The sequence below is a fragment of the Shewanella sp. CG12_big_fil_rev_8_21_14_0_65_47_15 genome (assembly GCF_002783505.1).
GTDB lineage: Bacteria > Pseudomonadota > Gammaproteobacteria > Enterobacterales > Shewanellaceae > Shewanella.
Genome location: NZ_PFGL01000033.1, coordinates 1 through 19,737 on the forward strand (window position 1 = coordinate 1; position 19,737 = coordinate 19,737).

Genomic DNA, 19,737 nt, shown 5'->3' on the forward strand with positions numbered 1-19,737 from the left:
CTGTTATTCCTGTTATTCCTGCAAGGGTTTTACATCGCGATCTTCAGTGAAATTTGTATATTTTTCTTCAACGGAAACGCTTTCAATAAATTGTTTAATGCGAGGCAAATAACTTTTTTCATCTTTAATAAAAGTATCGCAATGCCCGCCTTCGGCTACAGGATAAAACGAACTCAGTGTATTGCTAGATGCCAAATAAAGGGCTTTGCCCATACTAAAAGGAATGTTGCTGTCTTTTTCACCGTGAATAACCAGTACGGGTTTACTAATTCCTTTTATCATTGAAATATTGTCAAACTTTAGTTTGTTATCAAGCTCAATGTTAACCAGACCACCAAACAAGTTGCGTGACCGATACAAATCCACCATTTCAGCAACATCGGTAATTCCACCTTCAATAATCAGACCCGCGACGCGATCATCTTTAGCTATACTGGTTGCCATCACAGATCCAAGTGATAGGCCGTACACATAAATTTCTTCATTTTTGCTTAATGCGGTTATGGCAAGCTGTGTGTCACTTAACATATTGGAAAAGCTAGCTTCGCCATCACTAAAACCATAGCCCTGGTAATCAATAGCCAGAATATTGAAGTTCGTAGCTGCAAGCGATTCTAGAACGCCAAACCAAGGTTGCAGGCTCATATTCAAAGCATTGCCATGTAAGACCAGCAAGGTTGTTGTTTGGCCTTCTACTTTTCTGCTCAGTGCATAAACTTTTTTGCCTGTTGCTGTAACCAGCCATTGCGGACTGTAACCATGCACCTCAGTTAACTGCTTCAGATTGTTATCATCTATTTGTTTTGACGGCGACACGACCATACTGTCTTTCACCACAACTGAGCATGATGCTAATAATAAACTCATCACTAACACTATGTAATTTAATGTTTTAACTTGCATCATTTTTATTAATTCCTGTTGGTTCTTGAGTTTTAAAGACAAAACCTAAAGCGGTTTTAGCCAAAGCATAAAAAAAGAAAAAAATAGCAATGTAGTGAATAACTAGTAAGGTCGATTTAAGTGCAATTGAAAAATCAATTTCAGATACGGAAAGTATTTCGTTGAACATAGTTGGCCCGCTGTAAATTAGAAAACGCAATACCAGCACGGCAACCAGCAAAGACGAGAATACAAAAAACAGGCTGTAAAGTATATCAAGAGCAGTGGCAGTTTTTTTTCGGCGGATAACAGCCACTGAATCACTTAGCAAATCGTGCCTATTAGTTAAATCATTGATAAACCAATAACCGTCATTACGGTAAACCGGTAGTAACGAAAAGATGAAACCCATGAAGTAAAGCGTAATAAATTTATCAAGCTGTCCATACCAATAAGCAAAAACCATGACCACACTGCCAAATAGCATTTGAAAGTACAAACCTGAAATCGAGACTATAGCCTTCTTTCTGCGGGTTAATGTATAAATATTGGATACATTGGCAAAAAATACCGGGACCAGCATATTAATTCCTGTACCTATTTCTCCGGCTCTGCCAGCAAAATGATGGCAGGCAGAAGCATGACCAAACTCATGGATTAGTGAACAGAAAAGAGATAAAGCTAACACTAGAAGTAAATCGGTTGCACTATAGGTAAATATGTAAGTATAGGAGAAGTTCCCTATGTGCTGGCCTATGTAGATCGTGTGCACAACTATTGCAACTGCCAACAAAAAAACTGCAAGCAGAGGTTGAAAAAAACAATGTAATCTTCTGCAAATACGGTTCACTAGTGATGCAGTAAGTAATGTTTGGTGAATACTGAGTGCAGGTTGCTTTTTTTCGAACAACTGTGGGTTGGATGAATCGCGATAAATACCTTTTTCAACTAATATCTGCTCGACGAAATGCTTTATTAAGTCTGGGTTCCGCTGCTGATAATCATTCGTTTCAAGTTCGCGTAACAGAGATACCGACATTTTATCGAAGTTAAAAAATCGATCATCTTCAGTACGCACTGTATATCTATCATCGACCTCTGAAATGAAATCAACCAGTGAGCTATATTGCTTTTCGAATATACAAACTTGTTTTGTCATAAATGAGCGCTCGTTTTTGCTTAATTTCTTCTTCAGATAGTCGACCATTTTTGATACTGCATATTTGTTCATACAAACTAGAGTTAATCTGCAGAACCTTGTCGCTCTTTACATCCAGTGCAAAATAGTTTCCAGCCAAAATAAAAGGAATGTATAGACCATCATTATGACCAGTGTAGAACCTTTTTAAATCAATAACTTTGTCCCAGTTGTGCGGCTGGTTTTTTATATAGCGCTCAAAGATGGAAAAAGCCTGTTCTGCCGAATCGACACTATAGCTATTCACAGGTACAGTGTTATCCTTGGGGTTGTAGCCAGAAATAATAAAACGTGGCTTTAGCCCCAATTTGTCTGCGAGTTTAAACAAACCCGTGCGAATGCGCATCTCACCGTTGAGGAAGTTAATTTTCATATCAGACTTTTCTGAAACTCCAAGCGGAATATCAATAAAAGATAAAAATATACAGTCTTCTCGCACAGCATTAAGGCATTTACGGAAGAACATAAAAGATTCACCTATTTCAATAAATCTGACATCTACATTGTTGTTGTGCGCCAACTGTTGGAGCAGTGGTAGCGATTTTTGTTTACCCACAAGGCAGACGATCTTTTGTTTAGGTCTGAGTGTGGCAAGATAGCTAATCATCAGTGGATATAGACCAAAATGCACAGAAATAAAAAATCGGCCTTGTAGATCTTCTACTCGGTTTGGCGTAGTGCCGTGTTTCAGCGTACCTAAATGACCATTGAGTAAGCACCCCTGCAGGGTTTTCTGGTAACCTAACCATTGTCGCATTACCGAATACAAACGAGGTTCGTTGTCTTTGTGCAAACCTAAGGATGCAAAACCAGATAACGCTTTTATTTTTACTGTTTTTGGAATCATATTCTGCTAAGCAGCAATCCGTAGATTACTGCTTTCTCTCTTCTTAGAACGTTACTTCGTAGCGGCAGAACCAAATTACTGATTCGTTTTCATAACGAACTTGTAACTCTTCAACACCACATAAAGTGTTTATAATTTCGAGGTTGTCAGCTTCGGTTAGTGTACTTTCTTCTACTTGCATAACTTTGCAATCCTTTACTTAGTTAAGGTGCCACTCGTAATGGCAGATGCTAACGTTAGTGTCGTATTCATAGCGCTGTTCTAGCTCTGAAACGTCCATGGTGCTAATAATTTCACAAGCCAATTCTGTGTCTTTAACTTCAAAGATTTCGTTATTTTTCATATTAATGCTTCCTTGTATTTAGATTTCCGGACCAATCGTCCGAGCCATACATTGTTGCTTTTGTGTTTTTTTTTGCAACCAAACGGTTTCATTATTTACATAAATCAAACTAAATTATGAGATAAAATGAGAATTAATCTCATCAGCCGGTTATACATCACCACCAACATCAACCCTGACTTTGTGATTATCGGTGAAACCCGCTCCTATAATTAGGAAACATTACCCATGCAATACGCCCAGCCCAGTCCAAAGGCGTATTGCATAGGGTAAAGCAACATTAAGTAACATATTCACCTGCCACTCCGCCTTGTGGCTCGCTGCGGCTTGCTTCATGATAAGCCTCGCTTCTGATTGATTAACAGAAATCTAAAATTCCTTAATTAAAACAACAGTAGGATTAACCTATGCGACGTCTGTATCCACTCTGTGCGCTGGCTATGCTCAGTGCCTGTAGTCCGAATGCATCAGAGCCCGGTGGCAACAGCAACTTGGCTGAACTTAAACCCGTACAGTTTAATGAAGCGCGCTTTAGAAATGATATTAAAGCCCTGTCATCCGATGAATTTGAAGGTCGTGCGCCGACCACTCACGGTGAAAAACTCACCTTGGACTATTTGGCCAAAGCCTTTACAGAGATGGGGCTCAAGGGCGCATACCAAGGCAGTTTTTTGCAACCTGTGCCTATGGTGAGCTATACCGCGGATGAAGCGCAGCAAGTCACGCTGGCAGGATTAGCCTTTAAATACCGTCAAGATCTGGTGCTCAGCAGTCGTCACGATAACGGTGGCATTAATATTGAAAACGCGCCATTAGTCTTCGTTGGCTATGGGGTGAACGCACCTGAATATGGTTGGAATGATTACCAAGATCTCGACATGAAAGGCAAAATCGCGGTGATCTTAGTGAACGATCCCGGCTTTGCCCGCCCTGACTCGGGTAAATTCAATGGTAAAGCCATGACCTATTACGGCCGCTGGAGCTATAAGTTTGAAGAGGCCAGCCGTCAAGGTGCCCTTGGTGCACTGATCATCCATGATACTGAACCCGCCTCTTATCCTTGGTCTGTGGTAGAAAATAGCTGGACTGGGCCACAGCAAGATCTGGTGCTGAGTAAAGCCGAACAAGATAGTCGCATCCAAGTCGAAGGCTGGTTGACATTGGACGCAGCTACCCAACTGTTTGATAAAGCGGGTTTATCACTGCCGAGCTTGATGGCGCGCGCCGCAGACAGCCCAATCAATGTCCCCCTTGAGCAAACGGCCAGTATCGCCTTTAACAATAAAGCCGGATACGCGAATAGCTACAACGTAGTCGCCACACTTCCCGGCAGCACACAAGCCGAGGAGCAGATCCTCTTTACCGCCCATTGGGATCACATAGGTAAAGACGAGACGAAAGCAGGCGATCAGATTTACAACGGTGCTATGGACAATGCCTCGGGCACTGCCGGCATCCTCGAAATCGCCAGACAATTAGCCGACAATGCGAAACAGGGCCACGGTTTAGCGCGCTCGGTCACCTTTATTGCCACCACAGGCGAAGAACAGGGCCTACTCGGTTCGCGCTATTACGCCGCCAATCCACTTTATCCTATCGATAAAACCGTGGCGGTATTAAACCTCGATAGCACCAATATCTATGGCAAAACCAAGGACTTTACTATCGTCGGCAAAGGAAAATCCGAGTTAGAAACTTACCTTATCGATGCGGCTAATCAACAGAACCGTATTTCAATGGGTGAGAAAAATCCCGCTTCGGGTGGTTTCTTTCGTTCAGATCATTTCAGCTTTGCCAAACTTGGCGTGCCAGCGGTATTTGCCGACGGCGGTAGCGACCCCGTTGATGAGGCCACGGCTGCCTATAAAACCCAGATGCAAGCCACGATGAAAGGCTGTTATCACAATGTCTGCGATGAATACCGTGAAGACTGGGATTTGAGCGGCGCACTGCAAGACTTACAAGTCTACTACCAAGTCACGCGCACATTAGGCAACAGTAAAGATTGGCCGGGATACTATCAAGGCACAGAGTTTAATAGCCTGCGTCCAGCCCAAACAACCTTAGAGACGGCGGCTAAATAACCGAGATAAACGGCTAAATAACTCAGTACCGCCTGTTAAGACAAGGCTCGCTTAGAACCCGATTGAAACGCAGGATAAAGCGAGAACAAAGATTAAAAAGCATATGATCTATTCATGTGCTTTTTTGTTTTCAGGGTATAAAACCCGCAGTTAGCACCAAATATCCATGCACCAATATCGTTAGCGCAGGACTATGCCGTATTTTGATAATAAGCTCTGTAGACTAATTGATTAAAAATAAAACACTTAAATGAGCCAACTCATTATTTATGGTCTTTTTTAGCCTTTTTCTGTCATCGACACTTTTTTAAAACACATTGTGAATTCCCCAAAACCCTTCGCGCCAAATCAAGCAATAAAAACAAATATTCAAAAATAACTAAAATTTATTAAATTATTCTCAAATAAAAGCATTAAACATAAACATCTAAATCAACAAAAACACCAATAAACAGATAAAACATCAAAAATAGTGTTTGGCAAATACCTAAATTACTGGCACATTAAACCTCAATTGAGACATCCTCAAATGACAGACAGTGTGGGAGTTGTACTATGTGTTCAATCTTTTCGATTTTAGATATCCAATCCGATGCCAAAGCACTGCGCCAAGTCGCGCTAGAAATGTCTAAGCTCATGCGCCACCGTGGCCCTGACTGGTCAGGTATTTATGCCAGTGATAAGGCAATTCTTGCCCACGAACGTTTAGCCATTGTTGACATTGAACACGGTGCTCAGCCACTGCTGACCGAAGATGGCAGTTTGATCCTTGCGGTCAACGGCGAAATCTATAACCACAAAGAATTGAAAGCCCAGCTAGGCGATAAGTACAGCTATCAAACCAACTCTGACTGCGAAGTAATCTTGGCGCTGTATCAAGAATACGGCACTGAATTTCTTGATAAATTAAACGGTATCTTCGCCTTTGTGTTATATGACAAAGCCCAAGACAGCTACCTAATCGGTCGCGATCACATGGGTATCATCCCGCTATACACGGGCCGTGACGCTGCGGGCAACTTCTATGTTGCCTCGGAAATGAAAGCCCTGATGCCAGTATGTAAAACCGTAGAAGAATTCCAACCTGGCCAGTATCTCTATTCAAAAGATGGTGAAGCCGTTAAATACTACACTCGTGATTGGCAAAGCTATGATGCGGTTAAAGATAACCCAGCCAGCCAGGAAGAATTACGTGACGCGTTAGAAGCGGCGGTTAAACGCCAATTAATGTCTGACGTGCCCTATGGTGTGTTGCTGTCGGGTGGCTTGGATTCATCGGTTATCTCAGCTATTACTCAAACCTTTGCCAAGCGCCGCATCGAAGATGACGGTGAAACAGGCGCTTGGTGGCCGCAGCTACACTCCTTTGCCGTCGGCTTAAAAGGCGCGCCGGATTTAATCGCCGCCAAAAAAGTCGCCGATGCGATTGGCACCATTCACCATGAGATCCATTTCACCTTCCAAGAAGGCTTAGATGCGATCAAAGAAGTGATCTACCACTTAGAAACCTACGATGTCACCACTATACGTGCCGCGACACCTATGTATTTAATGGCACGTAAAATCAAAGCCATGGGCATTAAAATGGTGTTATCGGGTGAAGGGGCTGACGAGCTATTTGGCGGCTATTTATACTTCCATAAGGCGCCAAACGCACAGGCATTCCACGAGGAATTAGTCCGCAAACTCGATAAACTGCATCTGTTCGATTGTCTGCGTGCCAACAAAGCCATGGCCGCTTGGGGATTAGAAGCTCGCGTGCCCTTCCTCGATAAAGAGTTTATGGATGTGGCGATGCGCATCAACCCTGAAGCGAAAATGTCTAAGGATGGCCGTATCGAAAAACACATTCTGCGCCAAGCCTTTGAGCACAAATTGCCAAAAGAAGTGGCATGGCGTCAGAAGGAGCAATTCAGTGACGGCGTAGGCTACTCTTGGATTGACGGTTTGAAAGAACAAGCTGCGGCGCGGGTGGATGATTTACAATTGGCGAACGCGAAATTCCGTTTCCCCTACAACACGCCAGAAACCAAAGAAGCCTATTTCTATCGCTGCTTCTTTGAGGAACATTATCCACTGAGCGGCGCCGCAGAAACGGTTCCAGGTGGTAAATCCGTCGCCTGTTCAACGCCAGAAGCACTGGCTTGGGACGAAAGCTTGCGTGGCATTATCGACCCATCGGGCCGCGCCGTACGCTCAGTACATACCGCAAGTTATTAATTAGATGTTTATTTACTACTAAATAAACAATTTAAAAGCCATCCTAGGATGGCTTTTTGTTTTAGAACTTATGACTCAGTTCAAGGGTGATATTGCGCGGCTCACCGGGGAAATGACCATTACGCTCACTAAAGCCACTGACGGCATATTCCTTATCGAAGATATTTTTAAGATTTAAGCGCACTTGAGTTTGATCCCACTGGGTCGTCCAGCTCATGTCAAAAATCGTATGGGGCTTCACCGTTTGACCATCGAGGCTGAACTGTTCACCCACATAGTCCACACCAAAGGCAATCGCCGAATCGAGTGCATTGATATCGTAACGGGTCCATATCCCTGCTTGATGGCGCGGAGCATTGGCAAAGTGCTTACTATCAAAAGTATTGGTTAAACTGTCGTTCGTTACCCCTTTAACCACTTCGGTCTCGTTATAGGCATAGTTTGCCGTGACGGTCAGGTTATCGGTTAAATCCCCCACCAGCGTCCATTCAAGGCCTTGACTGTGTACTTCACCCAAATTAAGTAAAGCGGGAATGCCATCGTCATCGCCAGTATTTAAAGGGTTAGCTTGAGCGACATTTTGTTTTTCAATGCGATATACCGCGAGCGTGGTCATAAACTGACCATCAAGCCACTCATTTTTCATCCCAAGTTCAATTTGATTGCCCGTTTCTGGATCGAGGAAACCGTCAGTAATATCTTGTGCTTGATCGGTTAAAGATGCTGGATTAAAGCTCTCAGAGTAATTCAAATAAAAGGACATTGAATCGATTGGGCGATAATTCAGCCCAGCCCTTGGCGTTATCGCGTTATCGCTGAAGGAGAAACCGGTCTTTTTATCATAGTCATCAAACTGGCTGAAACGCAGACCCGCAATCAATGACCACTGTTCATTAAAGTGCAGATGTTCCTGCACATACACGCCATAACGGTTAGCGCGAGTGCCATCGGTATCCTTATCTTGCAGCGTGTAAGTATTAGGGTCAGTTTCACCATAATTAAGGTCAAAAATATTCAGGTTGCCGACGCCCGTTTTATCCGTCGCCAGCTTGTAGCTGTATTCGGTTTCAACATAGTGGTAATCGCCACCGAACAGGAACTCATGTTCAAAACCTAAGGCATCGAAAGCGTAGACAAAATCATTAGTTAAACTGATTTCATCATTAGCACGGGCTTGCACTCGGTATTCTCGCTTAATGGTGCCATCTGCACTATTGGCTTCACCATCACCATTTACATCGACCCAACCTCTCGATTCATGATATTGCTGCGTGGAATCATTATTCAGATAACGGATCTGCGTCTTGACCGAGAAATTATCGCTAAATTGATGATCGAGAATCGATTGCAGCACCAGCGCATCCATCTTTTGGAAGTCACTCTTCTCATTGGCATTATAGGATGGCGCAACGAGGAAATTACCGTCATTATCGACAGGCACTCCGCGCAGTCGATTGCCACCTAAATCCTGCTTAATAATATCGAAGGTGGTGGTGAGCTTAGTATCATCACTGATTTCGTAGAGTAATCCACCCGCCACTTCGGCATTTTGGCTATCGGCATTATTGCGAAAGCTATCTTCCTGCTGATAGTAGGCGCCAAAGCGATAGGCGAGATTTTGAGTTAGGCCACCAGTTAAATCCAGCGAGCCACCCATCATATCCTCGCTGCCCGTGCTTAATGTCAGCTCCTTGCTCTCGACAAAGGTCGGTTTTTTAGTGACATAGTTGATCATGCCGCCGGGTTCACCGCCGCCATAGAGTGCCGATGCAGGGCCTTTTAACACTTCAACCCGCTGCACATTAAAGAGTTGTGGCACAGAAAATCCCGAATAGGGATCGCCCCTTACCCCATCATAAAAAACGTTGGCATCGTCGCGGAAACCGCGAAAGGTCACGCCCGAATAACTGAACTCACTCACGCCCGCGATAGAACGGTATAAATCGGTAATATTGCGCGCCGCTTGGTCAACGATTAACTGCTCGGTCAGCACTTGCACCGACTGCGGCAATTCCATCACATTAATGGCCGTCTTAGTGCCAACCGTCGTTTCTTTATCGACGTACATTTGCATCGCGCGGCCATGCACGGCAATTCGCTCAGGTGCTGTGAGTTTTACCTCCTCATCGGTCGTGGCTTGAGTCGATGCAGGACTTGCAACGGGTGAGCTCGTCGACAAGCTCTGCGGTGGAGCCTCTTTATCGAGTACGGTTTCAGCGGCCAGTGCCGACTGATGTTGAGCGAGTGCAAGTGCAATTAATGAGTAGGCGAAACGAGTCTTCACAGTATGTCCCCAGCGCGAGCGCATAAAAATGGCATAAACCAAAGGGTTTACAAATGTATTCAAACGAATTGGCCGTCATTATAAAGAATGATTTACGAATGACAACGATTATCATTTGAATTTACCTAATTGTGAAATGCGTTAGATAAATCCTTAGCGTTAGCTCGCATAATCCTTGTTATGTTTGGTTATGACTAAAACGAAAAGAGCGTCAGTAGCACGGACCTTCGATGGAAGTTTTAATGCAGAATCAGAAAGAGACTCACTCTATCGAACTGAACCTTAGCGTGGAATAGAGGCATGACAACAACTAAAGATTTAGAGAGGATAAAAATAAAAACCAGCGCAGTGCGCTGATTTTAGGTTGTTCTCGAACTGTTCTTAAGCTGATTTAACTCAGCCTATAAGGTGAATGCTTAAAAGATAGCTTCATCTAATTGCGTTAGCATTTCACTCGCCTGCTCGATTTGCTTACGCAGACTGCGACCTTGTACCGCCCAGTAAGCCATGTAGAAATCGGCCGTTTTCAATTTGGCCTGATAAAATGCAGTTTCTTCAGTGCCCTGCTCCAGCGCCGCTAATGCCACCGCGGCACTTCTGGCCCACATCCACGCCAGTGCCGTCACCCCAAACAACTCCAGATATGCCATAGAGGCTGCGCCGATAATGTCAGGATTGGTCGCAGCATGGGTCGCTAAATAGCCACTGGCCTTTTGCAAATCACCCGCACAATCCATTAAGCCACTCACATAGGGTTGCATCGCCGCATTGGTGCTATGTGACTTAATAAACTCAGTCACTAACGCCGACCATTGCTGCATCGCCGCGCCGCGGTCGCTAAGTAACTTACGCCCCACTAAATCCAATGCCTGAATGCCGTTAGTGCCTTCATAAATCAGCGCAATACGGCTATCACGTACAAATTGCTCCATGCCCCACTCATGGATATAACCATGTCCACCAAAGACTTGCTGCGCATCGACACAGGCATTAAAGCCGCGATTAGTGATAAAACCTTTCACCACGGGCGTAAACAGGGCCGCTAACTGAGATGCAGCTTTGGCCTTGGCAGGATCGGTATGACGCTCGGCTTCATCGAGCCATAAAGCTTGTTGTCCAACTAAGGCTCTTGCGCCTTCATTAAAGGCTTTTTGCGACAGCAACATGCGACGCACATCGCCGTGAACCAAAATCGGATCGGCGGCTTTTTCGGGGGCTTTGGCACCGCTTAAGGCACGGCTTTGTAATCTGTCTTTGGCATAGGCCAGCGCATTTTGATAGGCAATCTCAGAGACACCCAGCCCTTGCACGCCAACCCCTAAACGCGCTTGGTTCATCATAGTAAACATAGCGCGCAGTCCTTGGTGTGGCTCGCCGACAAGCTCGCCCAGTGCGCCTTCAAACACCATCACACAGGTTGAGTTACCGTGAATACCCATCTTATGCTCAAGGCCGCTGGCATATAAAGTGTTCGGTGCGCCTAGGCTACCATCGTTATTCACTAATACTTTAGGCACGGCGAACAGGGATATACCCTTCACGCCTTCAGGCGCATCCGGTAAACGGGCTAATACGAGGTGCACTATATTGTCGGTAAGTTGATGATCGCCTGAGGAGATAAAAATCTTCTCGCCGGTAATAGCAAAAACGCCTTCAGAGACCGGCACGGCTTTGGTGCGCAATAAGGCTAAGTCAGTACCGGCGTGGGATTCGGTTAAGTTCATGGTCCCAGTCCATTCACCGCTAACCAATTTGCCTAAATATTTTTGCTTGAGTGCATCACTGCCGTGGGCATGAATAGCGGCATAGGCGCCATGGGTCAACCCCGGATACATAGCAAAGGCCATATTCGTTGCCGTTTGTATCTCAGTGGCAAAAATTCCCACCACTTCGGGTAAACCTTGGCCACCATATTCGGGATCGCAGGTCAGCGTCGGCCAGCCATTATCAACAAACTGCCGATAGGCGTTATCAAATCCTTCGGGGGTAATCACCTTGCCATCGACCAACTTACAGCCCTGCAGATCGCCGACACTATTAAGCGGCAGCATAACCTCAGTGCTAAAGTCGGCCATACCTTGGAGAATAGCATCGACAAGGTCTGGGTCGATTTCATCGAATCCCTTGAGCGCATCTTGCTGATAAATATGTAACATTTCATCGAGGATAAATTGATAGTCGCGCAGCGGCGCTTGATAAACTGGCATAATCGCTTCCCTTTTCTTGTTAGACTGCAACTCAACTAAGTGATCTGACCACTTCGGTGCTCTGACCACTTTAGCTAAATCTGTTGAAAAAGGAAGCACTAGAACCTAAGGACAGTGACTTTTGTTTACACAAACGAACAGCAAAACCGTAAATTGATCGCAACAAAGCCTTATGTTATCGCGGAAAACTTTGTAAGCTAACTGCCTGTTTTTCTGATATGCAGCAGAGTTAAGGATATTGCGACTATGGGTTCTGTCACTACTAAAAAGCACGCCAACGGGCTCGATTATGTCGAGGTCAACACGGCCTTATGTCAGGCAAGAATTTTTTTGCAGGGCGCGCAAATAGACTATTTCCAACCCCTAGGCAAACCACCTTTGCTGTGGGTTTCATCGGCAGACGATTATCAACCCGGTAATGGGATCCGTGGCGGTGTACCCGTATGTTGGCCATGGTTTGGCATGAGTGGTGAAGCAAACTTCCCCCAACACGGTTTCGCCCGCACCCGCATTTGGGCGCTGGAATCGGTAGAAATGCGTAACCAGCTAGTCGATTTACGTTTTAGCTTAAAGATCAGTGAACAAGATAAAATCTATTGGCCCCATAACACTGAGGTCAGCGTGTTATTCACCCTAGGCGATACCCTAAGCATTAGCCTAGTGAATACCAACCTAGGCGATGAAACCATCACCCTTACCCAAGCGCTACACACTTATTTCCCGATTGATGATATCCACCAACTCAAAGCCAGTGGTTTTAGTGGCGCTAAATACATCGAATTTGCCGAGGGGCCTTATCCGCAAACCACGGATGAAGTACTGTTTGATCGCGAGACGGATCGTGTCTATACCGAACTCGGCCCTGTGCAATTATTGCACACGCCGCAGGGGATCATTGAAGTCAGCCGCGAGAACAGCCAATCGGCGGTATTATGGAATCCATGGATTGAAAAGTCACAACGCCTTGGCCGCTTTAATCCAGAGGATTATCTGACCATGGTCTGCCTAGAAGCCGCCAATGTATTAGAAGATAAAGTCGTGCTCGCCCCAGGTGAGACCCACAGTTTAGTGACCCACATTCGCTGGCAAGACTAACGATTTAATATCCTATTTCTTAAAATCTAGAGCTTAATATCTAGTTCTAAATCCTAGTCAAAAAACGATACAAACAAAAATGCCCAGTCCTATTTGCAAACGCAATCGGGACTGGGCATTTTTATCAGTGCGAAACCTGAGTTTTTATAAGCTTATTTCGCCGATTTTTCTAGGCGCGCTAACAGGCTAGACGTGTCCCAACGGTTACCGCCCATGCCCTGCACTTCTGAATAGAATTGATCGACTAACGCGGTCAATGGCAAGTGTGAACCGTTACGGCGGGCTTCTTCTAGGGTAATACCTAAATCTTTACGCATCCAATCGACGGCAAAACCAAAATCATAGTTCTGGCCCCACATGGTTTTATAGCGATTTTCCATTTGCCAGCTCTGCGCCGCGCCTTTACTGATCACTTCAATGACTTTCTCGCCATCGAGTCCGGCCTTACGGGCAAATTGTAATGCTTCCGCCAAACCTTGCACCACACCCGCGATACAGATTTGGTTCACCATCTTAGTTAACTGGCCAGCACCGACTTCACCTAAACGCTCGGCGCAGCGGGCAAAGGCTTCAATCACAGGTTTAACACGGGCAAATACCGCTTCATCGCCACCGACCATCACAGTCAACACGCCGTTTTCGGCACCCGCTTGGCCACCAGATACTGGCGCATCGAGGAAATCAATGCCCTTTACTGCTAGCACTTGATGAAGCTCACGGGCGACATCGGCCGAAGCCGTTGTATGGTCAACCAGCACTGCGCCCTCTTCCATGCCATGAATAACGCCATCGGCCCCTAATACCACTTCACGCAGATCGTTATCATTGCCCACACAGGTAAACACAATATCCTGACCCTCTGCCGCTTCCTTTGGCGTTGGACAGCAGCGACCACCATAGGTGTCGACCCAAGTTTGTGCCTTGGCAAAAGTGCGATTATAAACAGTGACCTCATGGCCTTTGTTCAATAAATGCCTCGCCATGGGATATCCCATTACGCCTAAACCAATAAATGCGACTTTTGCCATAAAGTGATCCTCAAATAGGTAAACAAGGTGAATCAATTAGAAATTGTTAAATCGGGTTGTGTTTCATCTGCCCAATATGTTACCGCTAAACCCTCATCAACCAATACTAAAAAAGTGCCACTGAGTGTTTCAATCTATGGGGTCAATTACGGATGTTTATTTAGGGGAATGGGCAGTAAAAATAATGGCGGCAGTGTAGCATTCATCCCGCATAGCGTCAGGTTGAAATCGGACCGACAGGCAAACGCACTTTTCGGCAGAAACAACAAAGGCGCCATAAGCGCCTTTATTTGTATTAGTTATGGTGCTATTTCACCACATGGGCTTCCATTTCGGCGCCAATCTTTTTACGCATTTCCATCAAGCGCAGTGCAGAATCCCGCAAATGAATATCATGTTCAGTCTGTGGTATCCACTCAGGTACTGGTGTAGGCTGGCCGTTTTCATCCACCGCCACCATGATCACAATACAGTGAGTGGTGAGATGACGCTCGGAAACCTTAGGGTCGCCCGCCCGCACATCGATACCGATATGCATAGAGGTCTTGCCCGTATAGATCACCTTAGCGCTGACTTCGACTATGTTGCCCACTAAAATGGGTTGCACAAAACGAATACCGCCCGCATAGGCGGTAATACAATATTTACCGCTCCAACCCGCAGCGCAGGCATAGGCCGCAAGATCGATCCATTTCATCACCGCGCCGCCGTGGACCTTACCACCAAAATTGACATCCGCAGGCTCCGACAAAAATCTCAGGGTACTCTGTCTATCGATACCAGCCATATAACCTCAACTTATTTAGCCTCTGTAGCTAATGTTTTCGTGCAATAAGCTGAGTTTACGATAGAAGTACCCCTTAGCGTAAAGATAATTATGATTAGCCTTACCAAAGAGTTCGGTTTAACCCATAAAAAATGCGCCCTACGGCGCATTTTTTCACTGTCTTCTTACACTACCAATCCGTGTTTTACACTTTCTTGAACAGTAATGAGCCGTTAGTCCCACCAAAGCCGAAGGAGTTACACAAGGCGTAATCTAACTTCACATCACGGGCAGTATGGGCAACGAAGTCTAAGTCACAGCCTTCATCAGGATTATCCAAATTGATGGTCGGTGGCACGGCTTGGTCGCGCAGCGCAAGCAAGGTGAAAATCGCTTCAACCGCGCCTGCAGCACCCAACAAGTGGCCAGTCATTGACTTAGTCGAGCTGACGAGCAAGTTATAGGCGTGATCGCCAAATACAGACTTAACCGCTGCAGCTTCGGCCTTATCACCCGCGGGGGTCGACGTACCATGGGCATTGATATAACCAATTTGTTCCAGTGATAACTTAGCGTCATGAATAGCATTGACCATAGCCGCAGCAGCGCCAGCACCATCACTTGGAGGCGATGTCATGTGGAACGCATCACCGCTCATACCAAAACCGACCAACTCGCCGTAAATGGTTGCACCGCGTGCTTTAGCGTGTTCGTACTCTTCCATCACGATCACGCCAGCACCATCACCGATGACAAAACCATCGCGATCTTTATCCCAAGGGCGGCTCGCCGCGGTGGGGTCGTCATTACGGGTCGACAACGCCTTAGCGGCACCGAAACCACCCACACCCAATGGACAGGTGACATCTTCGGCACCACCGGCAACCATCACGTCCGCATCACCATAGGCAATGGTGCGCGCCGCAAAACCAATATTATGAACACCCGTAGTACAAGCTGTCGTGACGGCAAAGTTAGGCCCAGTCATGCCGTACATAATCGACAGGTGGCCCGCAATCATATTGATGATGGTGCTCGGCACGAAGAACGGCGATATTTTGCGAGGACCACCATTTATCAAAGCGCTGTGGTTTTGTTCAATCAACCACATACCACCCATGCCAGCACCAATAGCAGTACCCACTCGGCTAGGGTTTTCTTTGCTCATATCCAGACCCGAATCTTGGATAGCTTGGATGCCGGCCGCCATACCATATTGGATAAAGAGATCCATCTTGCGGGCGTCTTTTTTGGTTAAGTACTGCTCCACATCGAAATCTTTTACTGAACCACTAAAACGAGTTGTAAACTCACTGGCATCAAATTTGGTTATCGATGCAATACCACTCTTACCAGAAAGCAGGGCTTTCCAAGAAGTATCGACAGTATTACCCACGGGAGTTACTAATCCTAAACCGGTTACCACTACACGACGTTTAGACACGGCAGTCACCTTTTGAATGCTAAATAAATTAAGTTATGACAGATAAATGCGTTTCTATCATGGAAATTGTTCGCCAATCTGCGGCGAGCATCTCATGGATAAAGGTTAAACGGGATCCAGAGACGATTGAATGGCACTACTGCAGAGTTTAGCGGGGATAAAACAAAAACAGGCGGCATATTTGCCGCCTGTTCTCAAGAATTCAGAATTACTGATTCTTAGAAACGTAATCGATCGCTGCTTGAACAGTAGTGATCTTTTCAGCTTCTTCATCAGGGATCTCGGTATCGAACTCTTCTTCCAGAGCCATAACCAACTCAACAGTGTCCAGAGAATCTGCACCCAGATCGTCAACGAAAGATGCCGCTGGTTTAACGTCTTCTTCTTTAACGCCCAGTTGCTCTACAATGATTTTCTTTACACGTTCTTCGATGTTGCTCATTAGTTTTCTTTCCTATTCAAATTACGCACTTGCGTAAGATTGCGAGTAGTTTATTAGATTTGGCTGACAATGCAAGCTTAGTTTTCGTGGTCTAACCACGAAATTTAGCGACCAATTGATACAGATCACTACTCAGTTGCGACAGTATCCCTGCCATCCACCCTTAAACCATGTACATTCCGCCATTCACATGCAAAGTTTCGCCTGTGATGTAAGCAGCAGAATCCGAGGCCAAAAAGAGCACTGCATTGGCGATTTCTTGCGCCTGCCCTAATCGTTCCATCGGAACCTGAGACATGATAGCTTTTTGCTGATCTTCGGTCAGCTCATCCGTCATATCGGTCTGGATAAATCCAGGAGCGATAGCATTAACCGTAATTTGACGAGATGCAACCTCTCTTGCAAGAGATTTTGTAAATCCAATCAAACCGGCTTTTGCTGCCGAGTAGTTAACCTGACCTGCATTACCCATAGTGCCTACCACTGAACCAATATTGATGATACGGCCGAAGCGCTTTTTCATCATGGTACGCATTACAGGTTTTGATAGTCTGAATAATGATGTCAGGTTGGTATCTATGATATCTTGCCATTCATCATCTTTCATTCGCATCAGCAGATTATCACGGGTGATACCCGCGTTGTTGACTAGAATATCAACATCACCCGCTTTTTCTTTGATCGAGGCGAATAAATTTGTAACAGATTCACTATCTGTGACATTAAGCACTAAACCAAAACCTTTGTCACCCAGATATTCTTGGATAGCCGCAGCGCCCTTCTCACTGGTTGCGGTTCCAATCACAACCGCACCCGCCTCGACTAAGGTTTCGGCAATAGCACGGCCAATACCACGGCTTGCGCCGGTGACTAGGGCCACTTTACCGGTTAAATTCAAGCTAAAACGCATACAAACTCCTTACTCAGTTAATGCTGCAAATGAAGCGACATCATTAACCGCTTGGGATGATAGTGATTTATTAATTCGTTTTGCAAGTCCCGTCAATACTTTACCAGGACCACACTCCACCAGTTGAGTAATACCTTTCTCGGCCATCAGTTCAACGGTTTCGCTCCAACGGACTGGACAATACAACTGACGTACTAATGCATCTTTAATTTCATCGACTGACGTTGGTGAAGCCACATCGACATTATTAATCACAGTGATTTTAGGTGCATAAAACGGCACATCGTTCAACGCAACCGCGAGTTTATCTGCGGCAGGCTTCATCAATGCGCAGTGGGATGGCACACTGACAGGTAAAGCCACCGCCATCTTAGCGCCAGCCGCTTTACACGCCGCGGCGGCACGTTCAACCGCGTCTTTTTGACCTGCAATCACGACTTGGCCAGGGCTATTGAAGTTAACTGGGCTCACCACGTCACCTTGGGCCGCTTCGACGCAGGCATTAGCGATACCCTCGTTATCTAAACCAATAATGGCATACATGGCGCCGGTACCTGCAGGAACCGCTTGTTGCATCAGTTGGCCGCGTAACTCAACTAGCTTAATTGCGTCTTTAAAATCCATGACTCCGGCACACACTAAAGCCGAATATTCACCTAGGCTGTGACCCGCTAACATTGCTGGCATGGCTTTACCCGATGCAACAAAAGCACGCCAAATGGCAACGCTTGCAGCCAAAAGTGCTGGCTGGGTTTTATCGGTTTCATTTAAGGTTTCAACGGGACCTTCTTGCACTAATGCCCACAGATCATAACCTAATACCTCACTCGCCTCGGCAAAGGTTTGCCCAACGACGGCGTGTGATCCGGCAAGTTCGGCTAACATGCCTAAAGCTTGTGAACCTTGGCCAGGAAATACAAAAGCGATATTTTCCATATTCAAAATTACCTATGGCGAACTTAATTTATTGAAAATGACTGACATCTCTAAGATAAACATAAACCTATGTTACTTAGATGAAAACGTTTAGAAACGCACTAACGCGCTGCCCCACGCAAACCCGGCACCAAAGGCTTCGAGCAGCAGTAATTGCCCGCGCTGAATACGACCATCACGCACAGCCTCATCGAGTGCAATAGGCACAGAGGCGGCGGAGGTATTACCGTGTCTCGCTAAGGTCAATACCACTTTATCGAGACTCATATCGAGCTTTTTCGCTGTGGCGTTAATGATACGGAAATTCGCTTGATGGGGTACTAACCAGTCAATTTCCGACTTGTCGATATTATTGATGCGCAGTGTTTCGGTCACCACATGGGACAATTGAGTGACCGCCACTTTAAAGACATCGTTACCTTTCATGGTCATAAAACCGACCGCTTCAGAGGTTTCGCCTTTACGCGGCGGGAAAGCACATTTCAATAAGTCGCCCTGGCGACCATCGGCATAAATGTGGGTAGAAATAATCCCGGGTTCGTCGGAGGCACCGATAACGGCAGCACCGGCTCCATCACCAAACAGAATAATAGTCGTGCGGTCCTCTGGCTCACATAGGCGAGACAGCACATCCGCACCAATCACTAACACTTTTTTTGCAGCACCAGTTTTAACAAATTGATCGGCGACTGAAAGTGCATATACGAAGCCTGAGCATGCTGCCGCAATATCGAAGGCCGGAATTGTATGCACCCCAAGCATAGCTTGGATTTCACAGGCGGCGGCTGGAAAAGCATTTGCCGCACTAGTCGTGCCACAAATGATCATGTCTAAATCTGATGCATCAATGCCCGCCATCTCTAGCGCCTTGAGTGCCGCTTGATAGCCCATAGTAGAAACGGTTTCATCGAAGGCCGCAATGCGACGTTCAGAGATACCCGTACGTTCAACAATCCATTGGTCAGTGGTTTCCACCATTTTTTCCAAATCTTGATTGCTACGCACCTGCACCGGTAGATAACTACCAGTTCCGAGAATTTTTGTATGCATA

17 protein-coding genes are annotated in these 19,737 nt (G+C 45.8%); 3 read left to right on the plus strand and 14 right to left on the minus strand.

Going from position 1 to position 19,737, the window contains the following annotated elements; translation table 11 throughout:
• Positions 1-12: 12 nt before the first annotated feature.
• The 5 genes from COW15_RS08975 to COW15_RS08995 are packed head-to-tail and all read right to left on the minus strand — an operon-like array spanning position 13 to position 3,270.
• The gene (locus COW15_RS08975; protein WP_293631921.1) at positions 13-906 is read right to left on the minus strand and encodes an alpha/beta hydrolase; all 894 of its coding nucleotides are present in this window, start codon (positions 904-906) and stop codon (positions 13-15) included.
• The gene (locus COW15_RS08980; protein WP_293631922.1) at positions 893-2,041 is read right to left on the minus strand and encodes a hypothetical protein; all 1,149 of its coding nucleotides are present in this window, start codon (positions 2,039-2,041) and stop codon (positions 893-895) included. Before COW15_RS08980 ends, COW15_RS08975 begins: the two co-directional genes overlap by 14 nt.
• Positions 2,004-2,927: a hypothetical protein gene (locus COW15_RS08985; RefSeq protein ID WP_293631923.1), complete on the minus strand. Its 924-nt coding sequence runs from the start codon at positions 2,925-2,927 to the stop codon at positions 2,004-2,006. The genes COW15_RS08980 and COW15_RS08985 overlap by 38 nt, the downstream gene beginning before the upstream one ends.
• A 43-nt stretch (positions 2,928-2,970) precedes the next feature.
• Positions 2,971-3,108 carry a hypothetical protein gene (locus COW15_RS08990; RefSeq protein ID WP_293631924.1) on the minus strand — a complete coding sequence of 46 codons (138 nt, stop codon included), beginning with the start codon at positions 3,106-3,108 and terminating at the stop codon, positions 2,971-2,973.
• A gap of 18 nt (positions 3,109-3,126) precedes the next feature.
• On the minus strand, positions 3,127-3,270 hold the full coding sequence (locus tag COW15_RS08995) for a hypothetical protein (RefSeq protein WP_293631925.1): 144 nt from the start codon (positions 3,268-3,270) through the stop codon (positions 3,127-3,129).
• A 407-nt stretch (positions 3,271-3,677) separates the two neighbouring features.
• On the opposite strand from COW15_RS08995, the gene COW15_RS09000 reads away from it, so the two are divergent.
• Together COW15_RS09000 and asnB are read left to right on the plus strand one after the other, a co-directional pair.
• On the plus strand, positions 3,678-5,354 hold the full coding sequence (locus COW15_RS09000) for a M28 family metallopeptidase (protein ID WP_293631926.1): 1,677 nt from the start codon (positions 3,678-3,680) through the stop codon (positions 5,352-5,354).
• A 555-nt stretch (positions 5,355-5,909) separates the two neighbouring features.
• Positions 5,910-7,574, plus strand: coding sequence for an asparagine synthase B (gene asnB / locus COW15_RS09005; protein WP_293631927.1), 1,665 nt, complete (start codon positions 5,910-5,912; stop codon positions 7,572-7,574).
• Between the two features lie 61 nt (positions 7,575-7,635).
• Here asnB and COW15_RS09010 read toward each other — a convergent pair whose 3' ends face one another.
• Positions 7,636-9,882 carry a TonB-dependent receptor gene (locus COW15_RS09010; RefSeq protein WP_293632154.1) on the minus strand — a complete coding sequence of 749 codons (2,247 nt, stop codon included), beginning with the start codon at positions 9,880-9,882 and terminating at the stop codon, positions 7,636-7,638.
• 392 nt (positions 9,883-10,274) lie between these two features.
• A complete protein-coding gene (locus COW15_RS09015) occupies positions 10,275-12,065 on the minus strand; it encodes an acyl-CoA dehydrogenase C-terminal domain-containing protein (protein ID WP_293631928.1) in 1,791 nt (596 codons plus the stop codon).
• A 246-nt stretch (positions 12,066-12,311) separates the two neighbouring features.
• On the opposite strand from COW15_RS09015, the gene COW15_RS09020 reads away from it, so the two are divergent.
• Positions 12,312-13,160 carry a D-hexose-6-phosphate mutarotase gene (locus COW15_RS09020; protein ID WP_293631929.1) on the plus strand — a complete coding sequence of 283 codons (849 nt, stop codon included), beginning with the start codon at positions 12,312-12,314 and terminating at the stop codon, positions 13,158-13,160.
• A gap of 152 nt (positions 13,161-13,312) precedes the next feature.
• Here the strand turns inward: COW15_RS09020 and COW15_RS09025 are convergent, their stop codons facing one another.
• The 7 genes from COW15_RS09025 to COW15_RS09055 all read right to left on the minus strand — a co-directional run bounded on the left by COW15_RS09025 (position 13,313) and on the right by COW15_RS09055 (position 19,736).
• A complete protein-coding gene (locus COW15_RS09025; protein ID WP_293631931.1) occupies positions 13,313-14,188 on the minus strand; it encodes an NAD(P)-dependent oxidoreductase in 876 nt (291 codons plus the stop codon).
• A gap of 307 nt (positions 14,189-14,495) precedes the next feature.
• Positions 14,496-14,975 carry an acyl-CoA thioesterase gene (locus COW15_RS09030; protein WP_007647435.1) on the minus strand — a complete coding sequence of 160 codons (480 nt, stop codon included), beginning with the start codon at positions 14,973-14,975 and terminating at the stop codon, positions 14,496-14,498.
• A 184-nt stretch (positions 14,976-15,159) separates the two neighbouring features.
• Positions 15,160-16,398 carry a beta-ketoacyl-ACP synthase II gene (fabF, locus tag COW15_RS09035; RefSeq protein WP_293631935.1) on the minus strand — a complete coding sequence of 413 codons (1,239 nt, stop codon included), beginning with the start codon at positions 16,396-16,398 and terminating at the stop codon, positions 15,160-15,162.
• Positions 16,399-16,606: 208 nt separating this feature from the next.
• A complete protein-coding gene (gene acpP / locus COW15_RS09040; protein WP_006081231.1) occupies positions 16,607-16,840 on the minus strand; it encodes an acyl carrier protein in 234 nt (77 codons plus the stop codon).
• A 163-nt stretch (positions 16,841-17,003) separates the two neighbouring features.
• Positions 17,004-17,750, minus strand: a complete 747-nt coding sequence (fabG, locus tag COW15_RS09045; protein WP_293632045.1) for a 3-oxoacyl-ACP reductase FabG — start codon at positions 17,748-17,750, stop codon at positions 17,004-17,006.
• Positions 17,751-17,759: 9 nt separating this feature from the next.
• Positions 17,760-18,686: an ACP S-malonyltransferase gene (gene fabD / locus COW15_RS09050; protein WP_293632047.1), complete on the minus strand. Its 927-nt coding sequence runs from the start codon at positions 18,684-18,686 to the stop codon at positions 17,760-17,762.
• A gap of 90 nt (positions 18,687-18,776) precedes the next feature.
• Positions 18,777-19,736 carry a beta-ketoacyl-ACP synthase III gene (locus COW15_RS09055; protein ID WP_037458426.1) on the minus strand — a complete coding sequence of 320 codons (960 nt, stop codon included), beginning with the start codon at positions 19,734-19,736 and terminating at the stop codon, positions 18,777-18,779.
• Position 19,737: the final 1 nt, after the last annotated feature.

Excerpts from the sequence above, each read along its gene's own strand:
- COW15_RS08985 (WP_293631923.1), bottom strand. The coding sequence starts at position 2,927 with ATGATTCCAAAAACAGTAAAAATAAAAGCGTTATCTGGTTTTGCATCC.
- acpP (WP_006081231.1), bottom strand. The coding sequence starts at position 16,840 with ATGAGCAACATCGAAGAACGTGTAAAGAAAATCATTGTAGAGCAACTG.
- COW15_RS09055 (WP_037458426.1), bottom strand. The coding sequence starts at position 19,736 with ATGCATACAAAAATTCTCGGAACTGGTAGTTATCTACCGGTGCAGGTG.
- COW15_RS08980 (WP_293631922.1), bottom strand. The coding sequence starts at position 2,041 with ATGACAAAACAAGTTTGTATATTCGAAAAGCAATATAGCTCACTGGTT.
- COW15_RS09010 (WP_293632154.1), bottom strand. The coding sequence starts at position 9,882 with ATGCGCTCGCGCTGGGGACATACTGTGAAGACTCGTTTCGCCTACTCA.
- COW15_RS09015 (WP_293631928.1), bottom strand. The coding sequence starts at position 12,065 with ATGCCAGTTTATCAAGCGCCGCTGCGCGACTATCAATTTATCCTCGAT.
- COW15_RS08995 (WP_293631925.1), bottom strand. The coding sequence starts at position 3,270 with ATGAAAAATAACGAAATCTTTGAAGTTAAAGACACAGAATTGGCTTGT.
- COW15_RS09000 (WP_293631926.1), top strand. The coding sequence starts at position 3,678 with ATGCGACGTCTGTATCCACTCTGTGCGCTGGCTATGCTCAGTGCCTGT.
- COW15_RS09025 (WP_293631931.1), bottom strand. The coding sequence starts at position 14,188 with ATGGCAAAAGTCGCATTTATTGGTTTAGGCGTAATGGGATATCCCATG.
- COW15_RS08975 (WP_293631921.1), bottom strand. The coding sequence starts at position 906 with ATGATGCAAGTTAAAACATTAAATTACATAGTGTTAGTGATGAGTTTA.
- fabG (WP_293632045.1), bottom strand. The coding sequence starts at position 17,750 with ATGCGTTTTAGCTTGAATTTAACCGGTAAAGTGGCCCTAGTCACCGGC.
- COW15_RS09020 (WP_293631929.1), top strand. The coding sequence starts at position 12,312 with ATGGGTTCTGTCACTACTAAAAAGCACGCCAACGGGCTCGATTATGTC.
- fabD (WP_293632047.1), bottom strand. The coding sequence starts at position 18,686 with ATGGAAAATATCGCTTTTGTATTTCCTGGCCAAGGTTCACAAGCTTTA.
- asnB (WP_293631927.1), top strand. The coding sequence starts at position 5,910 with ATGTGTTCAATCTTTTCGATTTTAGATATCCAATCCGATGCCAAAGCA.
- COW15_RS08990 (WP_293631924.1), bottom strand. The coding sequence starts at position 3,108 with ATGCAAGTAGAAGAAAGTACACTAACCGAAGCTGACAACCTCGAAATT.
- COW15_RS09030 (WP_007647435.1), bottom strand. The coding sequence starts at position 14,975 with ATGGCTGGTATCGATAGACAGAGTACCCTGAGATTTTTGTCGGAGCCT.